The 18,923-nt window shown below is 69.7% G+C and carries 19 protein-coding genes; 3 read left to right on the forward strand and 16 right to left on the reverse strand.

Annotated elements, in window-relative coordinates; all coding sequences use genetic code 11:
* Positions 1-181 precede the first annotated feature (181 nt).
* From AS594_RS45055 to AS594_RS41835, 3 genes are all read right to left on the reverse strand, one after another.
* Entirely contained in the window at positions 182-826 is a 645-nt protein-coding gene (locus tag AS594_RS45055) for a hypothetical protein (protein WP_167368110.1), read from the reverse strand.
* Positions 827-1,009: 183 nt separating this feature from the next.
* Positions 1,010-1,435, reverse strand: a complete 426-nt coding sequence (locus tag AS594_RS45060; protein ID WP_167368111.1) for a hypothetical protein — start codon at positions 1,433-1,435, stop codon at positions 1,010-1,012.
* Between the two features lie 101 nt (positions 1,436-1,536).
* The gene (locus tag AS594_RS41835; protein WP_079148839.1) at positions 1,537-2,148 is read right to left on the reverse strand and encodes a TetR/AcrR family transcriptional regulator; all 612 of its coding nucleotides are present in this window, start codon (positions 2,146-2,148) and stop codon (positions 1,537-1,539) included.
* Positions 2,149-2,269: 121 nt separating this feature from the next.
* Between AS594_RS41835 and AS594_RS36090 the strand changes: the two genes are divergently transcribed.
* Positions 2,270-3,601 carry an erythromycin esterase family protein gene (locus AS594_RS36090; RefSeq protein WP_069935852.1) on the forward strand — a complete coding sequence of 444 codons (1,332 nt, stop codon included), beginning with the start codon at positions 2,270-2,272 and terminating at the stop codon, positions 3,599-3,601.
* A 186-nt stretch (positions 3,602-3,787) separates the two neighbouring features.
* On the forward strand, positions 3,788-4,093 hold the full coding sequence (locus tag AS594_RS36095) for a DUF6233 domain-containing protein (protein ID WP_069935853.1): 306 nt from the start codon (positions 3,788-3,790) through the stop codon (positions 4,091-4,093).
* A 201-nt stretch (positions 4,094-4,294) separates the two neighbouring features.
* Here AS594_RS36095 and AS594_RS36100 read toward each other — a convergent pair whose 3' ends face one another.
* The 13 genes from AS594_RS36100 to AS594_RS36160 form a co-directional block, all read right to left on the reverse strand.
* The gene (locus AS594_RS36100) at positions 4,295-5,767 is read right to left on the reverse strand and encodes a DUF2637 domain-containing protein (protein ID WP_069935854.1); all 1,473 of its coding nucleotides are present in this window, start codon (positions 5,765-5,767) and stop codon (positions 4,295-4,297) included.
* 190 nt (positions 5,768-5,957) lie between these two features.
* Positions 5,958-9,818, reverse strand: a complete 3,861-nt coding sequence (locus AS594_RS36105) for a LysM peptidoglycan-binding domain-containing protein (protein WP_240509207.1) — start codon at positions 9,816-9,818, stop codon at positions 5,958-5,960.
* A gap of 5 nt (positions 9,819-9,823) precedes the next feature.
* Entirely contained in the window at positions 9,824-10,249 is a 426-nt protein-coding gene (locus AS594_RS36110; RefSeq protein ID WP_069774318.1) for a pilus assembly protein TadG-related protein, read from the reverse strand.
* 13 nt (positions 10,250-10,262) lie between these two features.
* The gene (locus tag AS594_RS36115; RefSeq protein ID WP_069935855.1) at positions 10,263-10,712 is read right to left on the reverse strand and encodes a TadE/TadG family type IV pilus assembly protein; all 450 of its coding nucleotides are present in this window, start codon (positions 10,710-10,712) and stop codon (positions 10,263-10,265) included.
* Positions 10,709-11,056, reverse strand: a complete 348-nt coding sequence (locus AS594_RS36120; protein ID WP_240509208.1) for a TadE/TadG family type IV pilus assembly protein — start codon at positions 11,054-11,056, stop codon at positions 10,709-10,711. The genes AS594_RS36115 and AS594_RS36120 overlap by 4 nt, the downstream gene beginning before the upstream one ends.
* Positions 11,057-11,127: 71 nt before the next feature.
* Positions 11,128-11,325, reverse strand: coding sequence for a hypothetical protein (locus tag AS594_RS36125; protein WP_069774308.1), 198 nt, complete (start codon positions 11,323-11,325; stop codon positions 11,128-11,130).
* A 27-nt stretch (positions 11,326-11,352) separates the two neighbouring features.
* Positions 11,353-12,255, reverse strand: a complete 903-nt coding sequence (locus AS594_RS36130) for a type II secretion system F family protein (RefSeq protein WP_079144207.1) — start codon at positions 12,253-12,255, stop codon at positions 11,353-11,355.
* Positions 12,252-13,184, reverse strand: a complete 933-nt coding sequence (locus tag AS594_RS36135; protein ID WP_069774306.1) for a type II secretion system F family protein — start codon at positions 13,182-13,184, stop codon at positions 12,252-12,254. The genes AS594_RS36130 and AS594_RS36135 overlap by 4 nt, the downstream gene beginning before the upstream one ends.
* Positions 13,181-14,749, reverse strand: a complete 1,569-nt coding sequence (locus tag AS594_RS36140) for a TadA family conjugal transfer-associated ATPase (RefSeq protein WP_069935856.1) — start codon at positions 14,747-14,749, stop codon at positions 13,181-13,183. The genes AS594_RS36135 and AS594_RS36140 overlap by 4 nt, the downstream gene beginning before the upstream one ends.
* A complete protein-coding gene (locus AS594_RS36145; protein ID WP_069935857.1) occupies positions 14,746-15,570 on the reverse strand; it encodes a CpaE/TadZ family protein in 825 nt (274 codons plus the stop codon). Before AS594_RS36145 ends, AS594_RS36140 begins: the two co-directional genes overlap by 4 nt.
* Positions 15,570-16,265, reverse strand: a complete 696-nt coding sequence (locus AS594_RS36150; protein ID WP_069935858.1) for an SAF domain-containing protein — start codon at positions 16,263-16,265, stop codon at positions 15,570-15,572. The genes AS594_RS36145 and AS594_RS36150 overlap by 1 nt, the downstream gene beginning before the upstream one ends.
* Before the next feature lie 21 nt (positions 16,266-16,286).
* Positions 16,287-17,222, reverse strand: coding sequence for an ATP-binding protein (locus AS594_RS36155; protein WP_069935859.1), 936 nt, complete (start codon positions 17,220-17,222; stop codon positions 16,287-16,289).
* The gene (locus AS594_RS36160; protein WP_141747223.1) at positions 17,216-17,845 is read right to left on the reverse strand and encodes a hypothetical protein; all 630 of its coding nucleotides are present in this window, start codon (positions 17,843-17,845) and stop codon (positions 17,216-17,218) included. The genes AS594_RS36155 and AS594_RS36160 overlap by 7 nt, the downstream gene beginning before the upstream one ends.
* Before the next feature lie 565 nt (positions 17,846-18,410).
* Between AS594_RS36160 and AS594_RS44110 the strand changes: the two genes are divergently transcribed.
* Positions 18,411-18,920, forward strand: a complete 510-nt coding sequence (locus tag AS594_RS44110; RefSeq protein WP_141747224.1) for a hypothetical protein — start codon at positions 18,411-18,413, stop codon at positions 18,918-18,920.
* The last annotated feature ends 3 nt before the right edge of the window (positions 18,921-18,923 follow it).

Here is an 18,923-nt window from a genome sequence, read left to right on the forward strand (position 1 = left end):
GCGTCACGGCGGGCAGGTCAGCCAGCGGGGCGGAGCCTTTCACTGCCGTTCCTGCTGGCCGCGTCCGGTCCGTACCTGCGGGTTGTGCGGCCACGACCGGCGCACCAAAACCATCTGGCCTCTTGGGCCGGTCTGCTCGGGCTGCTACCAGACCCGGCGTGCGACGCCGGCGCCCTGCTCCTCATGTGGTGCCCGGCGCATAATGATCGGCCGCGCGGCCGACGGCAGCGACCTGTGTGCCACCTGCTGCGGACGCGATGACCCTGGCGCACGCTGCGGCAGGTGTGATCAGCCCGGTGATCTCTTCGATGACGGTCAGTGTCCCCGCTGCGTCCTGGGCGAGCGGGTCCGTGATCTGCTCAGCGGTGACCACGGCGCCGTCCCGGACCATTTGCAGGCGATGGCTGACGCCCTGACCAGCGCGGAAAACCCCTACCCCGTGCTGGGCTGGTTGCGCCGCAGCCCGTCTGCCAAAGCCCTCGCTCAGCTCGCCGGCCGGGCCGAGCCGCTCACCCACGATCTGCTCGACGCCCTCCCGCAAGGCACCACCATCCGGCACGTCCGCTCCCTGCTCGTCATCGCCGGCGTCCTGCCCGAGCGCAACGAACACCTCGCCCGGCTGGAACGATGGGTGACCAGCGAACTCCCCCGGCTGCCCAACCACCAGGCCACGGTCATCCGGCCGTTCGCCGAGTGGCACGTAGTCCGCGACGCCCGCCGCCGGGCTGCCCGAGGCCGCTACGCCTACGGTGCCGCCTCCGGAGATATCAAGGACATCCAGGCCGCCATCACGTTCCTGACCTGGCTCGACGAACGCGAACAGCAACTGGACTCCTTGAACCAGGCGGACTTCGACCTCTGGCTCACCAGCCACCCGACCCAGCACGTCGTGATCGGTTCCTTCATCCGCTGGGCCATGGCCCGGCGCCTAACCGGCCCACTCGAACTGCCCAAGCGGGGCCGCCCATTCGCGGTCACCTTCCAGACGGCCGACGAGTACGACCAGCAGCTACGCCGCTGCCTCAACGACACCACGCTGCCCCGCGAGGTGCGCATCATCGGTGCGCTGGTCCGGCTCTACGCCCTGCCCGTCACCAAGATCATCGAAATCACCACGGACCGGTTCCACCAGGACGACACCGGCTCCTACCTCACCATCGACCGGCACCCCGTGCTGCTCCCGCCCAGACTGGGCCAGCTCATCAAAGAGCAGATCGCCCAGCCCCGCACCACCACCCGGATGCGCCGGGCTCTGGACGAAGCCTCCCCCTACCTGCTGCCCGGCAAGTTCCCTCACCGTCCCCGCAACCCCCACGGGGTGGGCAACCTGCTGAAACAGCACGGCCTGCCTGTGCTCAGCGCCAGGAACACCGCGATGATCGAGGCCGTCACTACACTGCCGCCCATGGTCGTCGCCGACCTGTTCGGCCTCCACCCCTCCACCGCGGAGACATGGGCGAAATACGCGAACGACAGCTGGACGCATTTCTCGCAGCCCGGCAGACACCACATCCGGACCCTGAGCCGATGCGCCGTTCAGGCGGGCGGGCGCGATACGGCTGACGCGCCGTCGACGATGCCGGTGAGCATCTGCACTCCCGCGACGACCTCGCGGGCGTCGGGGGCATGGGCGGGGTCGGTGAGCCACTGCGTCATCAGGCCGGTGAACAGGGCCATTTGTGCGGCGCCCAGGGTACGGGAGGAGGCATCGGTGACCTCGTCTTCGGGCGAGTTCAGCAGCAGGGCGGCCAGTCCACGGCGCCCCTGGGCCTGGCTGCCAGCGAGGTAGCGGCGCAGTTCGTCGGAGTGTTCGGCCTGGATCAGGGCCTCAAGGGTGGCCAGCCACAGCGTCCGCTCGTCCTGGAAGGACTTGATGATCGCTGCCCACATCGCCTCGTAGCGGTCGGCCGGGCTGCTCTTGGAGTCGCCGAAGGAGGCCAGTGCGCGGCCCATTCGTGTACCCCACTCGTCGATCGCCTCGATGAGAGCGGCGTTCAGCAGCACCTCGCGGGAGCCGAAGTGATAGCCGATGGCGGCCATGCTGACGCCACCCGCAGCGGTGGTGATGTCGCGCACCGTGGTCCGGGCCCAGCCCTTCTCCTGCAGGCAACGCCTTGCCCCGGCAAGCAGATCCTCGCGGTTTCCCATGCGGGGCACCCTACCCGACAACTAAGGCGAACGCATTACGCATGCGCATTAGGCAAACGTCTTGTGCAAGCGCCCAAATCTTGGTTACGGTCAATCACACCAATCAGCTCAGGGAGACGACATGAATCAAGCTCGTCCGATCAGCCGCCGCCTGCTCGGTCTCGCCACCGCCGGCGTCCTCACCGCAGGCGTGCTGGGTAGCGGCACGGCCAGAGCCAAGACCTCACCGGTCGGCCCCGTTGACGCCCTCAACCGCAGCGCACGACCGCTGGGCGACCTGACCGCCCTCGGCCACATGGTCGGCGGCGCCCGCATCGTCGGCCTGGGCGAGGCCAGCCACAGCGCCCACGAGTTCTTCACCCTCAAGCACCGCGTCTTCCGCCACCTCGTCACCACCAAGGGCTTCAGATCCTTCGCCCTGGAAACGAGCTGGAGCACCGGGCTGCGCCTGGACGCCTACGTCACGCGTGGCATCGGCGACCCCGCGCAGATCATGCGGGACGACTTCCAGGGCCAGTACGCGTTCTGGAACACCCAGGAGTACCTCGACCTGATCCACTGGATGCGCCGCTACAACCTCGCCCACCCCGGCCGGCCACAGCTCCGCTTCGTCGGCAACGACCTCGGCTTCCCGGGCAAGGCAGCCTTCGACCAGGTCACCGCTTACCTCACTGCGCACCGCCCGGACCTGGCGGACACCATCGAGACCTCCTACCAGTCGCTGCGACCGGAAGAGAACAGCCAAGCCGGCGAATGGATGAGGACCCAGCTGTTCGGCAAAAGCGCCGAGGAGCAGAAGGCCGACGCTGAGGCGGCCTCCCACGCCCTCACGCTACTGCGCGAACAGGGCCGCCCGAACGGAGACGACCGCAGGAGCCAGGAGGCGTACGCCTGGGCGGTGCAGAACGCCACCGCAATCACACAGAGCTTCACCGGCTATGCCTTCGAGGACTTCCCCGAGCGGATGCGCTATCGCGACCAGGCCATGGCCGACAACACCGCCTGGTGGTTGCAGCACCAAGGCGGCAAGATCCTGCTCGCCTCCAACAACGGCCATATCGCCTACGTCAGCGACAACCCAGCCGAATTCCCCGAACCCACCGGCTCATTCCTGCGTCGCAGCCTCGGCGACGAGTACATCAACATCGGTCTGACCTTCAACCAGGGCACCGTCAACGCATACCCCGACTTCACCACACCACAGCCCAAGACCTACACCGTCCGCCCCGCCCCGGAAAACCACAACGAGAACACCCTCGACAAGGTCCACTACCGCGACTTCACCATCGACATGCGCACCGCCCTCCCGGCGGCGCACACGTGGCTCCAAGCAGCCCGCCCCACCCGCTCCTACGGCCTGTACTGGTCGAATGACGACCCGAAAACCGCCCTCGGCCGCTCCTACGACATCCTCATCCACCTCCACCAGGTCGAAGCGGCACACCTGCGGTGATCAACTCACGGAATCGAGACGACGGCCTTCAACAAGGCACGCCGCCTCCACCCCCAGGCAGTCAGTCAAGGCAGCCAGGCACGACAAGCATCGATCCCAACTCTGCCGTGCCATACATACACATAGCGCAACATTGGAACACTGCCTCTTTCCCAGTAAAACGGCGCCGAAGCTGCCGAATACTCGGTGTGGGTCACCGACCAGCAGCTGCGGCCGATCGACGGGGTCGACCTGTCGGGCGTCCCGACGCACCGCGACCCGCGGACACTGCCTCCGCCCAGACCGACCGGCTGGGTCGTCCGCCCTGGGGCCGGCCGCCGCGGCACCGTCATTCACGATGCCGCCTGCGCTGCGGCTGCCGGAGGGGGACACGAGGTCGGCACGCTCGAAGCACTGGACGCTCTGATGCGGCCCGGAGCGAGGGCATGTCACGACTGCCCGGCCGCCGAGATCCTCGTCCCCGCCCTTGAACTGGGCCAGGGCCACGGCTGAACCTCGCCGGCCTCCGGGCTCCGAGCGTTCCAGGTCAGCACCCGTGCTCGTCCAGCACCGCCCGGGTCGCTCGGTCCAGTGGGCGCAGCGGGTGCGTGCTGCCGTCCTGGGCCGGGCCCAGCCGCAACGTCGCTACCCGCACGGTCCGACACGGCGCTCTCCCCGGCTCGGACACCGGCCGGGGAGAGCGCAGCCATGCGCTCAGGCCGCCACCGCGTGGCCGGAGTCGGCCCGCTCCTCTTGGTGGGACCAGTTCAGGTCGACGTGGGTGGCACCCTCGCGGACCAGGATGGGTCCGTGTGTCTTCTCCAGCCTGCGGTACTCGTTGCCGCCGGAGTTCGGATTCTTGTAGCCGGCCCACTTGCCCAGGTCAGCATGCGACAGGGCTACGCCGGCGGCCTGGTGGGCGATGTATATCCGCTCGGCCCGCTGCCGCTGGGACAAGTTCGCAGGGAGCACCGAAAGGTCGATCTCGATTCGTAGTCGCTCTCGTGCCTCCTGGTCGCCTTCGTCGTCCGGCGGGGTGTCGTGCTCCGGGTCCGGCTCCTCATCGTCCTCGTCACCGGGCAGCGGCTCGTCCTCGCCTGGCGGGTCCAGGGGCGCGCCCTTCCCGATGGGCTCGACGGGGTCTGCCGTAGATCCCGGGCCTTCGTCCGCCTCAGCCTCAGCCTCGGCCTCCGGCTCGGGTTCCGGCTCCGGTTCCGGGCGGGGCTCGCGCACTGCGGGCGGTACCGGGGCCTCTTCGTTCTTCGCGGCCGGCTCCTGCGAGCCCTGCGGCGCGACGACGGGCTGGGGCGCGGCGGCCGGCGTCGTGGCGGTGGGTTCCTCAGCCTTTTCGGCGGTGGGCAGCGGGGAGCCGGCCGGCAGCGCGTTCGCCGGTGCTGTGTCGGCTGCGGTGGTGACGGTGGGTGCGGCGGTGTCGGCCCGTTCCACGGTCATCTCGCCTACGGCCTCCGTCGGGTGGGGGCGCTGGGAGCCAATCACGCGGACGTTGTCGACGGTCTTCAACAGCTCGGTTCGCCACGCCTTCCACATCTTCACCGGCGCGCCGATCGGCCAGGGCAGCCACAGCAGCAGGCTGTAGCCGCGGTCCTGGTCGGCCTTGCGGCGCTTCTGCCGGCCCATGATGACCTGCTCGACCTTGAAGAGCAGCATCTCGAGCAGGATCGCGTAGACCAGCGGCGGCACGACGGCGAGGAAGGCGCTGCCGGCGCCCTTGCCCGGGGCGTGCAGCAGATTCATCGCCGCCGAAGCGCTGACGAAGCCGAGCAGCAGGATCCGCGTGAGGGCGGAGGAGCGCAGGGTGAGAGCTTCGAAGAAGCGGATCAAGGACAGGCTCAGCGCGCCGGCATCGAGGAGCAGCGCGAACCCTGTGGCCTGATCCCAATTTCCGCCGTTGTGGGCGTGGGCGTACTCGCGCTGCGCCCCGAAGCTCAGCCAGGCGGCGATGCCCGCGAGGACGAACATCATCAGGCAGCCGACGCCGAGGGCGATCACGGCGAGGCGGCGCTGCCAGGCGTTGCGGCGCTGGACGGCGAGCTGGGCGCGTTCCTCGGCTGTGGCGTTGTGTTCCTCGGCCCTGCGGCGGTTGCCGACCAGCAGGGCGACGACAGCGGCGGCGCCGATCCCGGCCACGGCGAGGCCGGCGGGCAGCGCCCAGGGGGAGATGTTCATCGCCGGTCTCCTTCCTGGGCGTGGCCCACCGGGGTGGTGGGCCCGGCGGGCGGGACGGCGGCGTGCTGCCGGCGGCGGCTCATGTGCGCGGTCTCCTTCGTCGGATGGTCGGCCGAAGAGGCCCCTCACTCTCTACAGGTGTGATCGAGCGGTGCGGTGTGACACCGGAGGTCGGTGAATCTGGGTCGGCTCATGAGGCGGCGGACCCCAAAGTGGGTTGGATCCTCTCGCCCTTGAGGAGGGTGCGCAGCAGGCCGACGGTCTCGGGCGAGGAGTCCACGCCCTCCTCCATATTGATCCGGGCCAGTTGGGCGGCGGCGCGCTCCAGGCCCTTCCGGTCGCCCATCTCGTGACAGATCGTGAAAAGGTCCCGGTAGAGCAGCTCGCTCTGGTTGTCGACGAGCATGCCCTTCGTGACTGCTTGGGCCGCTGCCCGGTAGTCGCGGACCTGGCGGCGCCGTTCGGCGAGTTCGTGGGCGACGTCGACGATCGCGCTGATCATCTCCTGGATGTCCGCCTCCGCCCATGTGTACTTGGACGGGTCGATGTCGGCGAAGGGGCGGCCGCGTACGAGGGCCAGGGCGTGGGCGAGGGCGATGTCGGCGTCCTGTCCGTCGTGGTGCATGCCCTGCTGGTACAGCTCCTTGAACCGGTCCCAGTCCGAGGTGACGGCGGGGCCGAGCCGGTAGATGCCGTCCGTGACCGCGGGAAGGTAGGACGCCTGGGGGTCCTCGGCGGGCAGGTGGGGGTTCTGGCCGAGCCAGGAACGCAGCCGCGAGATCGCCGTGTTGCGGGTACCGGAGGTCTTGCGCAGCCCGGGCCAGATCGCGTTGTCGAGGTCCACACGGCCCAGGCCCGGGTGCAGCACGAGCCAGGCGGCGATCTCCAACAGGTGGTTGCGCCGGTTGGTGCCCACCCGGCCCTGCGCGCCGACCAGCGTCACCGGGCCCAGGACCTGGATCTGAGGGCCTGCGGGCTCGGCCGGCGGGGCGGCCAGCGCGGCCAGGACGGTGGAGGTCGCGGCGCTGGGCCGGGGGATGATCCGCGCCTCGGGTGCCGTCACGGCTGTGGCGCCATCGCCGAGCGCGGCCGCGGACAGGCCGGACTCGGCCTCTTCGTCGTCATCGGCCAGGGCAGCGTCCGCCTCCGGCGCTTCCTCCTCGTCCCCGTCCTCGCCAAACGCGGCGGCGGACAGGCCGGAGTCGGCCTCATCGCCGTCCGGCTGAAGGGGTGAGCCGTCTTCCTGCTCGGCCAGCACTTCGCCGAGAACCGTCTCGAAGTCCTCCCCCGGCTCGGCTGTGCCCCACACGTCGGCACCCAGCGCGGACGCCTCCTCGGGGTCGTCGTCCTCTGCGGCCTCCGGCTCGTCCCAACCGGCGGAAGCCTCGCCCTCGACGTTGCCGTCGGCCTGCTCGTCGTACGCCTCCCCGACAGTGGGGGAACCGGCGACCGCGGGGGACAGGGCGCTGCCGTCCCCCTCTTCGTGCAGAGCGCTGCTGCCGTCGGCCGGGTCAACGTGGTCGGAGGTGAGGGCGGGGGACAGTGCAGTGAAGCTCGGCAGCGCGGCCGCCAGGCCGCTGCCCTGCACGGAGATGGTGACCGGTGCCTGAGGGGCTCCGGTGGTCTCCGGGGCAAGCGCGGAGTCCGTGCCGGCGGGGACGCTGCGCCGGGGGCCGTTGGTGTCGACCGGGCCGGTGTGCCCGGTCCAGGGCGGCGGGGGCACGTCGTCGGTGCGGCTGGAGGTGGCCAGGAGCTGGACGAGCCGGTCGTAGGAGGCGTCGTCCAGGTGCTGCAGCTTGACCGCCAGGTCCAGGTCGGGGAGTTCGACGGTGGCGCCGGGCTGGGCGGGCAGCGTCCAGGCGCCGGGCAGGTCGAGTTCGCCGCCCGCAGCGGTGACGACCGCAACCGAGGTGCGGGGGCGCGAGGCGAGGAGGTCCTCGAGCTCGGTGGCCGCCGGGCCGGTGGGCGGGTCGGTGGCGATGAGGATGCGGGGAATCCAGGTGTCCCCGCCGTCCTCGTCGAGCCGGGCGGCTCGCAGATGGTCGTGGCCGCCGTCTGCGAGGGCCTGGCGCTGGAAGGCGTCGTGGGCCCGCAGTTCAGGGATCGCTCCGACGAGGTCCGGGTGGTGCTCGATCTGGTCGGAGTAGAGGCGGTGCAGGTCGCTGCCGACGCCGGCGAGGACGATCTGCGTGTCGGGCGCCAGCTTGGAGGACGCAAGTTCGACGGCGAGCGCGAGCATCACCGCGCGTACGTCGGCCGGGCTGCCGGCCAAGCGCAGCAGGCCGATGCTCTCCAGGTTGACCAGGACCGCGTCGCCGTCCTCGGTCTCGCCGAGGCTCACCAGGGCCGGGTAGGGCGGGTTGATGTCGGCGGCCTCATCCTCGTCGAGGAGGGCCGCGCCTCGTGCGGGGCAGCCCCACACCATCGGGTTGTCCTCGTTCTCGGTGAACGGCTCGAGGGGCGGGGTGGCGGCGGCCAGGTGAAGGTCGATGCCGCGCGCGGTGATGCGCATCGCCTCGACCTCCGGCAGCGGCCGGCCGGCCCGGCGGCAGTTGGCGGCCAGGGTGCGCAGGGCGCGGTCGGCGAGCGTGGTGCCGGTGAAGTCGGACGCGACCCGCAGCTGCTTTTCGAAGTCGGCGGTCGCGCCGGAGGGCATGGGGATGCGCCGCTTGGCGCGGCGCCGTCGCTGCTGGCGGGCGCGGCGGGTCGCAACCACGGCGAGGACGGCCGCGGCCAGGATGCTCCCGGCCGCGGCGATCGTCTGCACGCTCTGGTCTTCGCTGTCGGAGGCCTCCGCGGCGTCGTGCGGCTGGGGCGCCAGCTCGGTGGGCGTGCCGTGGGACGGACGTTCGTGGTCGGGCGCGGTGGGCTGCTGGACGGAGGGGGCCGGCCGGATGGTCGGCTGCCCGCCGCCCCGGCCGTCCTTGTCCTTGCCGCTGTCTTTGCCCGCGTCCTGACCGGGAGTCTGGGCGCGGTCGGCTTTCTCCTCGCCCTGGCCCGGCTTGTCCTGGCCGTGCGGCTGCGCCGGATCGGCACGGGGCCGCTCGTCGGTCTTGCCCTGGTCGGCGGGCTGCTCCTCGCGCGGCGGTTGTGCGTCGTCCGGGCCGGAGTCGCTCCGGTCGCTGCCGGGCGCGGCGGGGATCTGCAGCTTCCAGCCGGGGTAGATCTCGTCGGGGTCGCCGAGGGTGCGCCCGTCGGCCTGCTTCAGGCCCTTGTTCGCTTCGACGATCCGGGGATAGTCCTCGGCGTCGCCGAGCTCGTCCTCGGCGATGCCGGTCAGCGTCTCGCCGGCACGGACGGTGTGGGTCGACGCGCTGGCCGTGGAGCCGGCAGTCTGCGCACGCGTTCCGCCCTGGTCGGCCGGGGGGCCGGGTATGGCGTCGGCGGGCAGGCGCAGGGTCCAACCGGGCTGCAGGATGGTGGTGTCGGCGGTGACGAGGGAGCCGTCTGCCTGGCGGACGCCCTCGTTGGCGTCGACGATCCGGTGCCACTCGATACCGGCACCCAGGCGCTGCTCCGCGATGTCCCAGAGCGTGTCGCCGTCCTGGACGTGGTGGACGGGGCCGTTCCAGGAGGTCGAGGACGAAGCCGAAGCGGGAGCCGCGGTGTTCGCCGTGGTGTGCGTGTCGGCCGTCACGGTGGCTGTGGCCACGGTGACAGAAGCGGCGGTGGCGGGGGTGGCCATCGCGGTACCGGCCGGCAGCAGGACGAGGATCCCGCCGACGAGGGCGCCAGCGAGCTGCTGGGAGCCGCCAAGCATGCGGATCCGGGGCGCGCGGACGTGGCGCAGCGCGGCGCCCGTCTCCAGCACGACCGAAATCACGAACGTGATCCAGCCGTACCAGCCGATCAAGGTGATCGCCCCGAGGAACAGCGCTCCGCTGTCCGGGCTGGTCAGTGCTGTGCCGACTTCCTCCAGGCTCGGCAGGTGCTCGGGGAGTACACCCACGGTGAGTAGCGCGTAAGGCACGCCAGCCAGGAGAACGGTGAGGGCGGCCAGGGCGGCGAGCGCGCGCAGGATCGTGGTGGTGGTGGTGCTTCGGTTGTTCATCGTTGCTACCCCCGGTAGACCAGGCTCGCGCGGCCCTGGCCGGTGACGGACCAGCTGCCACTTCCGAGGAAGATGGGCTGGTAGTGCTCGTTGACGGTGACCTCCAGGGAGCCCCCGTCCTCGCTGACGTTCACCGATCCGCTGACTCCCGCGCTGCTCAGGTAGGAGCGGGCGGCAGCGACGGCGGCGTTACGGTCCACGCTCACCCCGCCGCCGGAGATGGCCTTCCCGGCGTCGACGGCCTGCCCGCCCGCCCTGGCCGCCTCATGGGCCACGCCCTCGGCATGCGTTCGGGCACGCAGTTTGCCCCCGCCGTCGACCACGAGCGCCGCGACGGCGAGCAGCGCCACGATGGTGACGAGGACGAACAGACTCATCGAGCCGCGGTCACTCAGCAAGGCGCGGCGTACGCGTGGGGCGAGGGCTTTCATGCGTTCTTCCTGGTCAGCCGCGCTGGCGGTACGAGTCGATCGGCGAAGTGAACGAACTGGTCAGGGTCTTGGCCCCAGGCAGCCCGGGCAGCGCGATATCGGACAGATTTACGACGCAGGTCACCGTTGCGGTGGTGGACGAGGTCTCACCGATGCGCGCGGAGAACCCGCCGGTGCTGATGGACACCGACGTGCTCGTGCACTGCAGCCCCTGCTGACCCAGCACCTCGCGCGCCGTCGCCTGGCCCGCGCTGCTCGCCGACCCCCCGATTCGTTCGAGGGAAGCGGCACGGGCCGCGTTGCGCGCGGCCGCGTCGACCGCGTTGTGGGACGACGTCACGCGACCGAAGGCCACCACGAGCAGCAGCACCATGATCAGCACGGGGAAGAGCACCATCGCCTCAAGCGACAACGCCCCGCGGTCGCTTGGTGCGCGCCGCAGCCGCAGAGCGAAGGTCCTCATCGTGCCTCCGTGACGCGCTCGGCGGCGGCATCCGCATGCTGGTCGATCTTCAGGCGGAGCCCGGGAACCATGGTGTCGACGTAGCCGGTGACGCGGATCCGCACCGTCGCCCCCTTGCTGCCGCTCACGGAGGTTCCCGAGATGCTGCCGCCCGCCCTTGACAGGAAGTCGCGTGCCTCCGCAGTGCCGGTGCCGATCGATGCGCCACGGACCCGCGAGGACTCGACACCCAGCTGCGCCGCGGACATCGCCACGTTCCGGGCATGCCACCACAGTCCGACGTGGACGACGAGCAGGATGATCAGCAGCACGACGGGGAACACGATGAGCATTTCAAGGCTCATCCCACCGCGGTCCCGCGCACCGCGGTCGGCGAGCGCGCGGGACCAGCGTCGGACAGCCCTGCGGGGCCAGGTCACTTGATCTCTTTCGCCTTCTCGTTGACCTTGGTCAGGATGACGCCGGCGGCTATGGCCGCGACGACGACGAGTCCAGCGACGATCATCATCGTCTCGATGGAGATCGCCCCGCGGTCGTCGCGGACCTGCCGCAGCCGCTCCAGGCGTGCCCCGAAGTAGACCTTGAAGAAGTCGAGGGTCGAGTCTTTCTGCATGGCGAAGTTCCTTGTCTTTTCCGGGAGTTAGCTGGCCATGATCCGCGAGAGCGCGGGATAGCCGATGTAGACGGTCATGATCAGGACGAGCATCGCCACAGGCATGACCATCTTTTCGCTGGCCGTGTTGGCCTGCGCTTTTGCCGCGGTGACGAGCGCTCCTGACAGGGAGCGCGCCTGCGCGCCGAGGGTGTCCCCGACGGCCGCGCCCTCCTCACCGGCGATGGCGATGATGTCGGCGGGGGCACCGAGCTCTGGGACGTCGAGTTCGACGGAGAGCCGCTTGAGGCCCTCCCAGGGGCTGATGCCTTCAAGCTCGGCGCGGGTGATGGTGTCGCGGATCCTCGCGAACACCCAGCCGTCGCCCACCTCCGCCGCCTTCTTCAGCGCCTGCGTGGGCGCCGCGTCCGCCGCACGCTCCAGCTGGACCAACCTCAGGTACGCCTTGATGGCATGACGGAAGTCCTCGCGCGCCTCGGTGGCCTGCTGCTTGAGCTGCAGGTCCGGGAGCAGCCAGAACACCACCGCCAGGGCGAGGCCGGCGATCGCGGGAATCGCGAAGGGGATCGGGAAGCCGGCGATGCTGGCCAGACTCACGCCCAGGACGGGCAGGAGCAGTCCGTAGAGGGCGAGCCCGATTTTGCGGCCCAGGTGGGCAGCGGGGGAACGGCCGACGAGTTCCAGCTGCTGGCGGGGCATACGGAGGGTGCCCTCGCCGGCGGACCGCAGCAGGGCGTCGCCTGCCTTCTCCATCAGCGAATCCGGATTGCCTGCGCGGCGGTTGCGTTCGAGGTTCTCCAGGCGGCTGGCGTCCATACGGGCCAGCACGTCTTTGAGGTCGGGCCGGCCGGGCATGATCCCGCGGGCGGCGATCACCAGGCCGAGGCCGACGATGGCGCCGCCGACCACGGCGTACGGGGAGAGGATCACGAGGACTCCTCCAGGCTGAGGCCGGCGCCGGAGCGGTCGGCGGAGGAGAGGAACCGCGGGGCGGGCTCGATGATGGCCATCTTCCGCATCCAGATCTTCACCAGCACGAAGCCGACTCCGACTCCGACCAGGACGACCTGGCCCATCACCGTGTTGTAGGGCTCGACGTATCCGCCGGAGAGCATCGTCATCCCGAAGATGCCGAGGCAGAAAATGGTCACCCACCGGTCGTTGGTCCTGGGCTTCTGCCGGTCGGCCTCCACCTCACGGCGCATGAGCACCTCGTGGCTGAGCGCTTCGGCGAGTTCCCGCATGGCCCGGCTCAGGCCGGCTCCGCGGTCCTCGACGTGGAGGATGAGCAGGGCGACGACTTCGTCGACGGTGGCGTCGTTGAGGTCGTCGGCGAAGGCGCGGTAGGCGTCCTGGGGCAGCCAACCGGCAGTCAGGCGCGACACCAGGAGGGTGACGTCGTCCTTGATCGCCTTCGGGACGGTCTCCAGACTGCGCTGGACGGACGCCTCCAGGCTGACACCCACGGTGTGGATGTCGGACATGCGCCGCACCCACTCCTCGACGCCCTCCAGTTTCGCGATCTGTGCCTTGCCCGATCCGCTCGTGTTGAGCAGCCAGGGCAGGCCGACAACGACGGCAACGGTGATCAGGCCGCCCATGGGCCAGCCCGTGAACAGCCATACCCCCATGCCGACGAGGACGGCCGCGCCCAGCCGGAAGCTGCCCTGCGCCCACCAGGCGGTCTTGGACCGGGGGTCCTTGCCGAAGAAGGCTCGGAGCTTCTGCTCGGTACGGCTGCGACGCCGTACCGTAGCGGAGGGGGCCCAGCCGATGCCGCCGGCGACGGCGAGCGCGAGCCCCCCTGTGGCGGCGAGGCCGGCGAGGGCTGCGACCAGGGATGAGAGTGTGAGCCTCACAGCGGCATCACCGTGTTCAGCGGTGCGCCCCAGGTCCCCCACCGGTTGTGCAGGATCCTGCGGTCGAGGCCGGCGCGAACCATGTCTTCCAGGCGGCCCTGCGAGATGTTGCCGTGCGGCACCGCCCGGGCCTCCCGGCGGCCGTCCTCGTCACGGGGGGCGAAGACCATCTGGTGGCTGGGACGTCCGCCCTCACCGATGCCGGTGATCTCCATAACGTGGCTGACAAACCTGTGCTTACGGCCCGTCTTGCCGTCCGGTCCGACGAGCTCGGTCTCGTCGACCAGGCGCACGTACACGACCAGGTTGATGGCCTGGGCGATGAGCCGGTAGGCCAGTGCCTCGGTCATGCCGATGCCGGCCTCCAGGCAGAGCGTGGCCAGGCGTTCGATGGACAGCTGCGGGCTGCGGGCGTGCAACGTCGCCATGCTGCCGCCTTCGCCTTCGTTCATGGCGTGCAGCATGGGCACGACTTCTTTGGAGCGCACCTCGCCGACCATGACCCGCCGCAGGCTCATACGCAGCAGCTGCGGGAAGAGATCGGACAGGGTCAGTTCGCCCTGGAGCTTGCCGTCGGGGCCGCGCTCGCCGTTGGATTCGCGTCCCTCGTAGGCGACGACTTCCGGCCCCTCGGGGTCCTCGTGGAGGTAGAGCTCGTACTCGCTCTCCAGGGTGCCGACTCGTTCGTTGCGGGGGATCTCACGGGCCATGGCCCTCAGCAGTGACGTTTTTCCAACTCCCTGGGATCCGACGACGACGATGTTCTGGCGGGCCTTGACCGCGGCGCGCAGGAAGTGGGCGAGGGTTGTGTCGATAGTGCCCCAGCGCACGAGGTCGTCCAGGCTCTGCCCGCGCGTGCGGTGTCGGCGGATGACGACCTGCGGGCTGGGCGTGACCCAGGCCGAGGCGGCCAGACGGGAGCCGTCGGCAAGGCGCATGTTCAGATTCGGGGTGGCCGGGGTGAGGGCCCTCTCGCCCTGACCCTGCATGCGGGAGATGTGGTTGATCAGCCCGATGAGGTCCTTGTCGTTGGCCGCGACAGGATCCCACCTTCGGGAAGGGCGGTCGGCGTAGTCGACCCGCACTTGGTCCCCGTTGATGATGATGTTCTCGACGTTCGGGTCGTCCAGCAGCGGCTGGAGCCGGCCGGCCCTGAAGAGCTCGTCGAACACCGCCTTCTTGAGCCGGGCTTCCTGGGCAGAGGACAGGGGTGTGGCTGTGGCGGCGTACTTCGTCGCCCACTGGGAGACGACCTCGTTGATGATCGACTGTCCCCGCTGGCGGCGGTCCTGATCGCTCATTCCGGCCTCGGCCGCAGCGGCCTCGCCGATCCGGACGCTGGCCCGGCCGCGGAGTTCGGTGATGACCTCGTGTCCGACGGGCAGGGTGCCAGGGGTGGCTCCGTCCAGCGCCGATGCCGAGGGCACCGGGAGGGCTGTGGGCGCGGCGGCCGGACCGGGCACGGCGGTGAGCTTCGGTGCCGGAGCGGGTGTCTGGTTCAGCGCCTGGACGAAGAGGTGCTCAAGGTTAGGAATCGCCGGGGTCTCCGGTCGGGTGCTGGTCATGAGGCCCTCCCTGCCACCGCAGGCACTCCGGCAAGCCGCAGTTGGACCCTGCGCCTGGTGACGAGTTCGTTGATGGGGCCCTCGAGCGCGGTCCGGGCCGAGCGCAGCAGTGCCTTCGGTGTCCTCTTGTAGTTGCCGTGGGTGAATACGTCGGCGGTGTCGGGGTCCCAGGCGAGCATGCCGATGACCGGGGTCTGTAGCTCCTGCTGCACATTGCTGGAAGAGAAGGACCCCTCCTCGATGAGGAGCAGGCCAAGGGCGTCGGCCCCGGTGCCGTTGTGGGACAGTTCCTCGCGCAAAATCCGCACGGCAGGCGCTGCGGAAGTGATCGACGCCTGCGTGGTCCGTACGACGAGCAGAACAGCGTCGGCTCGGCGCAGCATCGGCGTCGGGTAGGCGGTGGTGCTCAGGCGGGTCTCCGACTCGGCGATGATCCGTCCGGCGTCGATGATCACGTCGTAGCCGCTCTGGTCCATGACGCCCAGGAGCGTGGCGATTTGGTCCCAGGTCCGCGCGAGCGAAGGGGCCTGCGAGGGATCGGTCAGGCCCGGGAGCAGCATCCGGTTGCCGGTGTGGTCCCGGTCCAGGCTGACGAAGTGCTGGGCGAACTCCCGGGCCAGGGTGGACTGCCGGTCGGCGGCAGCCAGCCGGTGCATGCCGAACGCGGCGCTGCCCTCGCCGGCGAGGTACCCGGCACGGACAGTACCGCCGGCCGGGTCAGCTTCAACGAGCAGGGACGGCCTGGGGGAGGCCAGAGCCAGGGCGAGAGCCGAGCAGGTGACGCCGCTCGACTTTCCTGACACGAGCGCGATGACGGCCATCAGTTCCTCGCCTTCAGCACGATCGCCGCACTGCCGCGAGCAGCCCAGGTGGCCAGCGGGGCGCTGTCCGTGGGGGCGACGGCCACATCGACGACCTGCGCTCCGTTCGCGTCGGGAGCGGACACGCCGACGACGACGGCGCTGATGCTGTCCGGCGTTGCCAGCTTCTGGCCGCTCTTCGTCGGGTCAGCGTTGTCCTGCGGCGTGTTGACGACCATCACGGCATACCCCGCCCGCAGCCTCTGGGCCGGGAGCTGACCGGGCTTGGCCAGGAGCCCGACGGTGTCACGGCCCTTTGCCACGTTGGCGCCCTCGCTGACCGAGGCTCCGGTGACGAGCGTGCCCTTGGGGAGATCGGCGGCTGCGGTCTTGCCCACGATCTCCTTGCTCCGGCTCACGGGCACCGGATTGAGGGCCGGGTCGGGAGCGACCTCGGCGGCCACGAGGTCACTGGCCTTGACGACCTCGCCGGCCTTGACATCGTGGGCCACCGCAATGACGGCAACCCGGTTGCCGGCCTCGTTGACCTGCCAGACCGCCACGAGCGCGCCGACAGCCGCCAGCGCCAGGCCGGCGCCCACCACGACGGGCCGGCGGCGGCGCCGCGGTGCCTCCTGGGTGATCGGCAGCGGACCGGTCGGAGCGGCCTGCTGCTCGGATCCCTTGGACTTCCTGGATGTGATCGTCGTTGCCATCGTCTTGTGCCGTTCCTCGAGCTAGTTGACGACCTGCAACTCGCCGATGCGAGCCGTGGTCGTGGAGGTGCGGGTGGTGTCCGCCAGCGTGCCGGTCTCGCCGTTGGTGGCGGTCCAGTCCACCGTCCACGTGCTGGTGGCCGTGATCGTGAAGTTGCCGACCTTCGTGTAGCGGTGCCCGCAGTCCGGGGAGTCCGCCTTGCCGTAGCCCTTCTGGTACGGGGTTCCGGGCTTGGTGCAGTTCACGGTGGTGCCGTCGCCCATGGACCAGCCGATGTTCTTCACCTTGGCTGTCACCGTGACGGACAGGCCGCCGGCGGACACCGTCATCGTCTGCGGTCCCCAGGTCTGCGGGGACTGAGTGGTCCACAGCCACACGGGGAGTCCGACGAGCCCCTCTGAGCCGGCTGGCGGAGCGGAGCCGATCTGCGCCCCGTTCAGGCGCATCCGGCTGAAGGCCTGCTGGGCGAGCTCGGCTGCCGACGGGCCTGTTCCCAGGGGGTCCGTGGCGTGCCACGCCATGAAGCCGCCGTTCTGCTCGTTGGGCAGCCCGTTGGTTTGCGACAGGCAGGCGTAGTAGTAGATCGCGCCGTCAGTGTGTCCCTGCCAGATCGGGTCGGACTTGGCCGGCTGGGGGTTGGCGAGACCGATGTAGCACTGGCGGTTCTCATCGAACCGCCCGATGCCTGGGATCTCGCACGGCCAAGGACCTGAGTGCGTGGCGCCGGTGCCGCAGGTCTTGCCATCCTGACCCCCACCTCCGCCGCCACCTCCGCCACCGCCGCCACCGCCGGTGGGAGGCTTTCCGGGCACGGTGACACCGCTGCACACCCACGAATTACAGTGACCGACATCGGGGTCGCCATCAGCCCAGGCGGGGGTCGTCGGCTGGATCAGGACCGCTATGACCGCGAGGAAGCCGATGAAGACTGCCGGCAAGGCGCGTGATCTCAGCATGCGCGGTCCTGCTGCTCGACGGAGACGATCTTCCACTCGCCACCGACGGTGCGCGCCTCGAACTTCGTGACGAAGCGCTTCAGACGCTCGGGCGGCAAGGGGAATTCCTTGCCCGTCTTCGGGTCGACGACCTTCCAGTTCCTGACATCGACGCAGTCGCTGATGGAGGCCTTCTTCGGGTCCTGGTCGAGACTCACTGCCGTCACCTCGGGCGTGATCTGCGGCTTCCCCGTCATCACGCTTCCGTTCACCTTCATCGTGGCCACGTCCGCGAGGGTCTTGCTGTAGGCCTCGTCGAAGGCATACTTCTCCAGGCCCGTGTCGCGGACATCCGCCTTCGCGAAGGCCGCGATCTGGGCATCCCAGTAGCTCCGGTAGACCGCGGCCACTTCTGCTTTCGCGGCGGCCTGCGGGTCTGCGCTTGCGGACGGCGAGGCGGAAGCCTTCGTCGAGGGCTTCTTCTCGGCCGACCCGCTGGTGCAGCCGACCAGCACCGCAACCGCGGCGGAGCCGGCGGCGAGAGCGAGACCCGCGCGGCGTATGTCGGTCTGAATCAGGTGTGCCACTGGCATATCCCCGCATGTGTTGTGGTCGAAAGAGTGGTTTGTGGCGTTCGACGACATCGCAGTGACGGGCCCGGGCGGGCGGACGTCAGCGGGGTCATGAGCCCAAAACGAGACAGGGGCCGGTGGCACGCGCTTTTAGCCGCAGCGAGGCTCGGCGAAGCAGCGGTCCGCCATGGCGGTACGTCACGGCTGTTCCGCGGCGGCCTTGCAGGCCGGTGCCGCTGCCGGTTGGGAGGCGGCGCGCAGGGACGCGTCGCGTCCGGTTCCGCTCCGGGGCCAAGTAGGTCTGGGCGACGCACAGGAGGCTGGCCCGGCCGCTGTCGGGCCGATGGGCGGGCATGGTGTTTCGCGTCAGGTCGGCCGACGGGAGCGCCGGCAGAAAAACGGCGTGCTGCATCATGCTTCCCCCTGCTCGCAGTGCCGCCCGCAGACGGCGTACACCAAAACATGCACCTTCGACGCAAGTTGACCGAAGAAAGACGATCCGATCATCTACACCCGTCGCCCCAACTGTCAACTAAAGTGATCGGTGTACGAGGGGCTGCTGCACGGAGACGGCGTTGGTGAAATTCTCAACAATGGGATGCGGGCGGCCTTCACTCACTGATATTGATCGGTACCAATGCTGACTCTCGCCGCCAAGCTCACCTTCCTCCTGCGCCGACGCCCAGGACCTGACGGAGAGCCTCCCTCCAACCAGACGCTGTCGGCTGAGATCCGCGCGCTACCAGGTCATAGCCGTGGCGGTTCCAAGGGTCAGCTATCCAAACTGCGGCGTGGTGACGACAAGAACCCCACGCTCGACACCATCTGTGCCCTCGCAACCGTGCTCGGCGCCCCCGCCCCGTTTCTCCTGCCGGGCTGGGACGAGTTCGATGTGCTTTCGGTCATAGAGGGCAACCCCAAGGCCCGTGATGTAGTCAGACATCTCGATGGCCTCTCACCAGCCGATCTCGACGCGCTCCTGAAACATCTCCGCGAGCGTCGGAGCCAACTCGGCCTCGCTCACGACGTCCCCGCGACGGTGATCGATGCCGAGTCCGACTCCGGGGATGTCAACCGTCGCCACCGCCGGCGTCGCAGTATGGAGGAGGCCGCGAAGTACGCCGCCGACTCCCTGGAAGGGCTTTAACCC

It is taken from the genome of Streptomyces agglomeratus, from assembly GCF_001746415.1.
Taxonomy (GTDB): Bacteria; Actinomycetota; Actinomycetes; order Streptomycetales; family Streptomycetaceae; genus Streptomyces; species Streptomyces agglomeratus.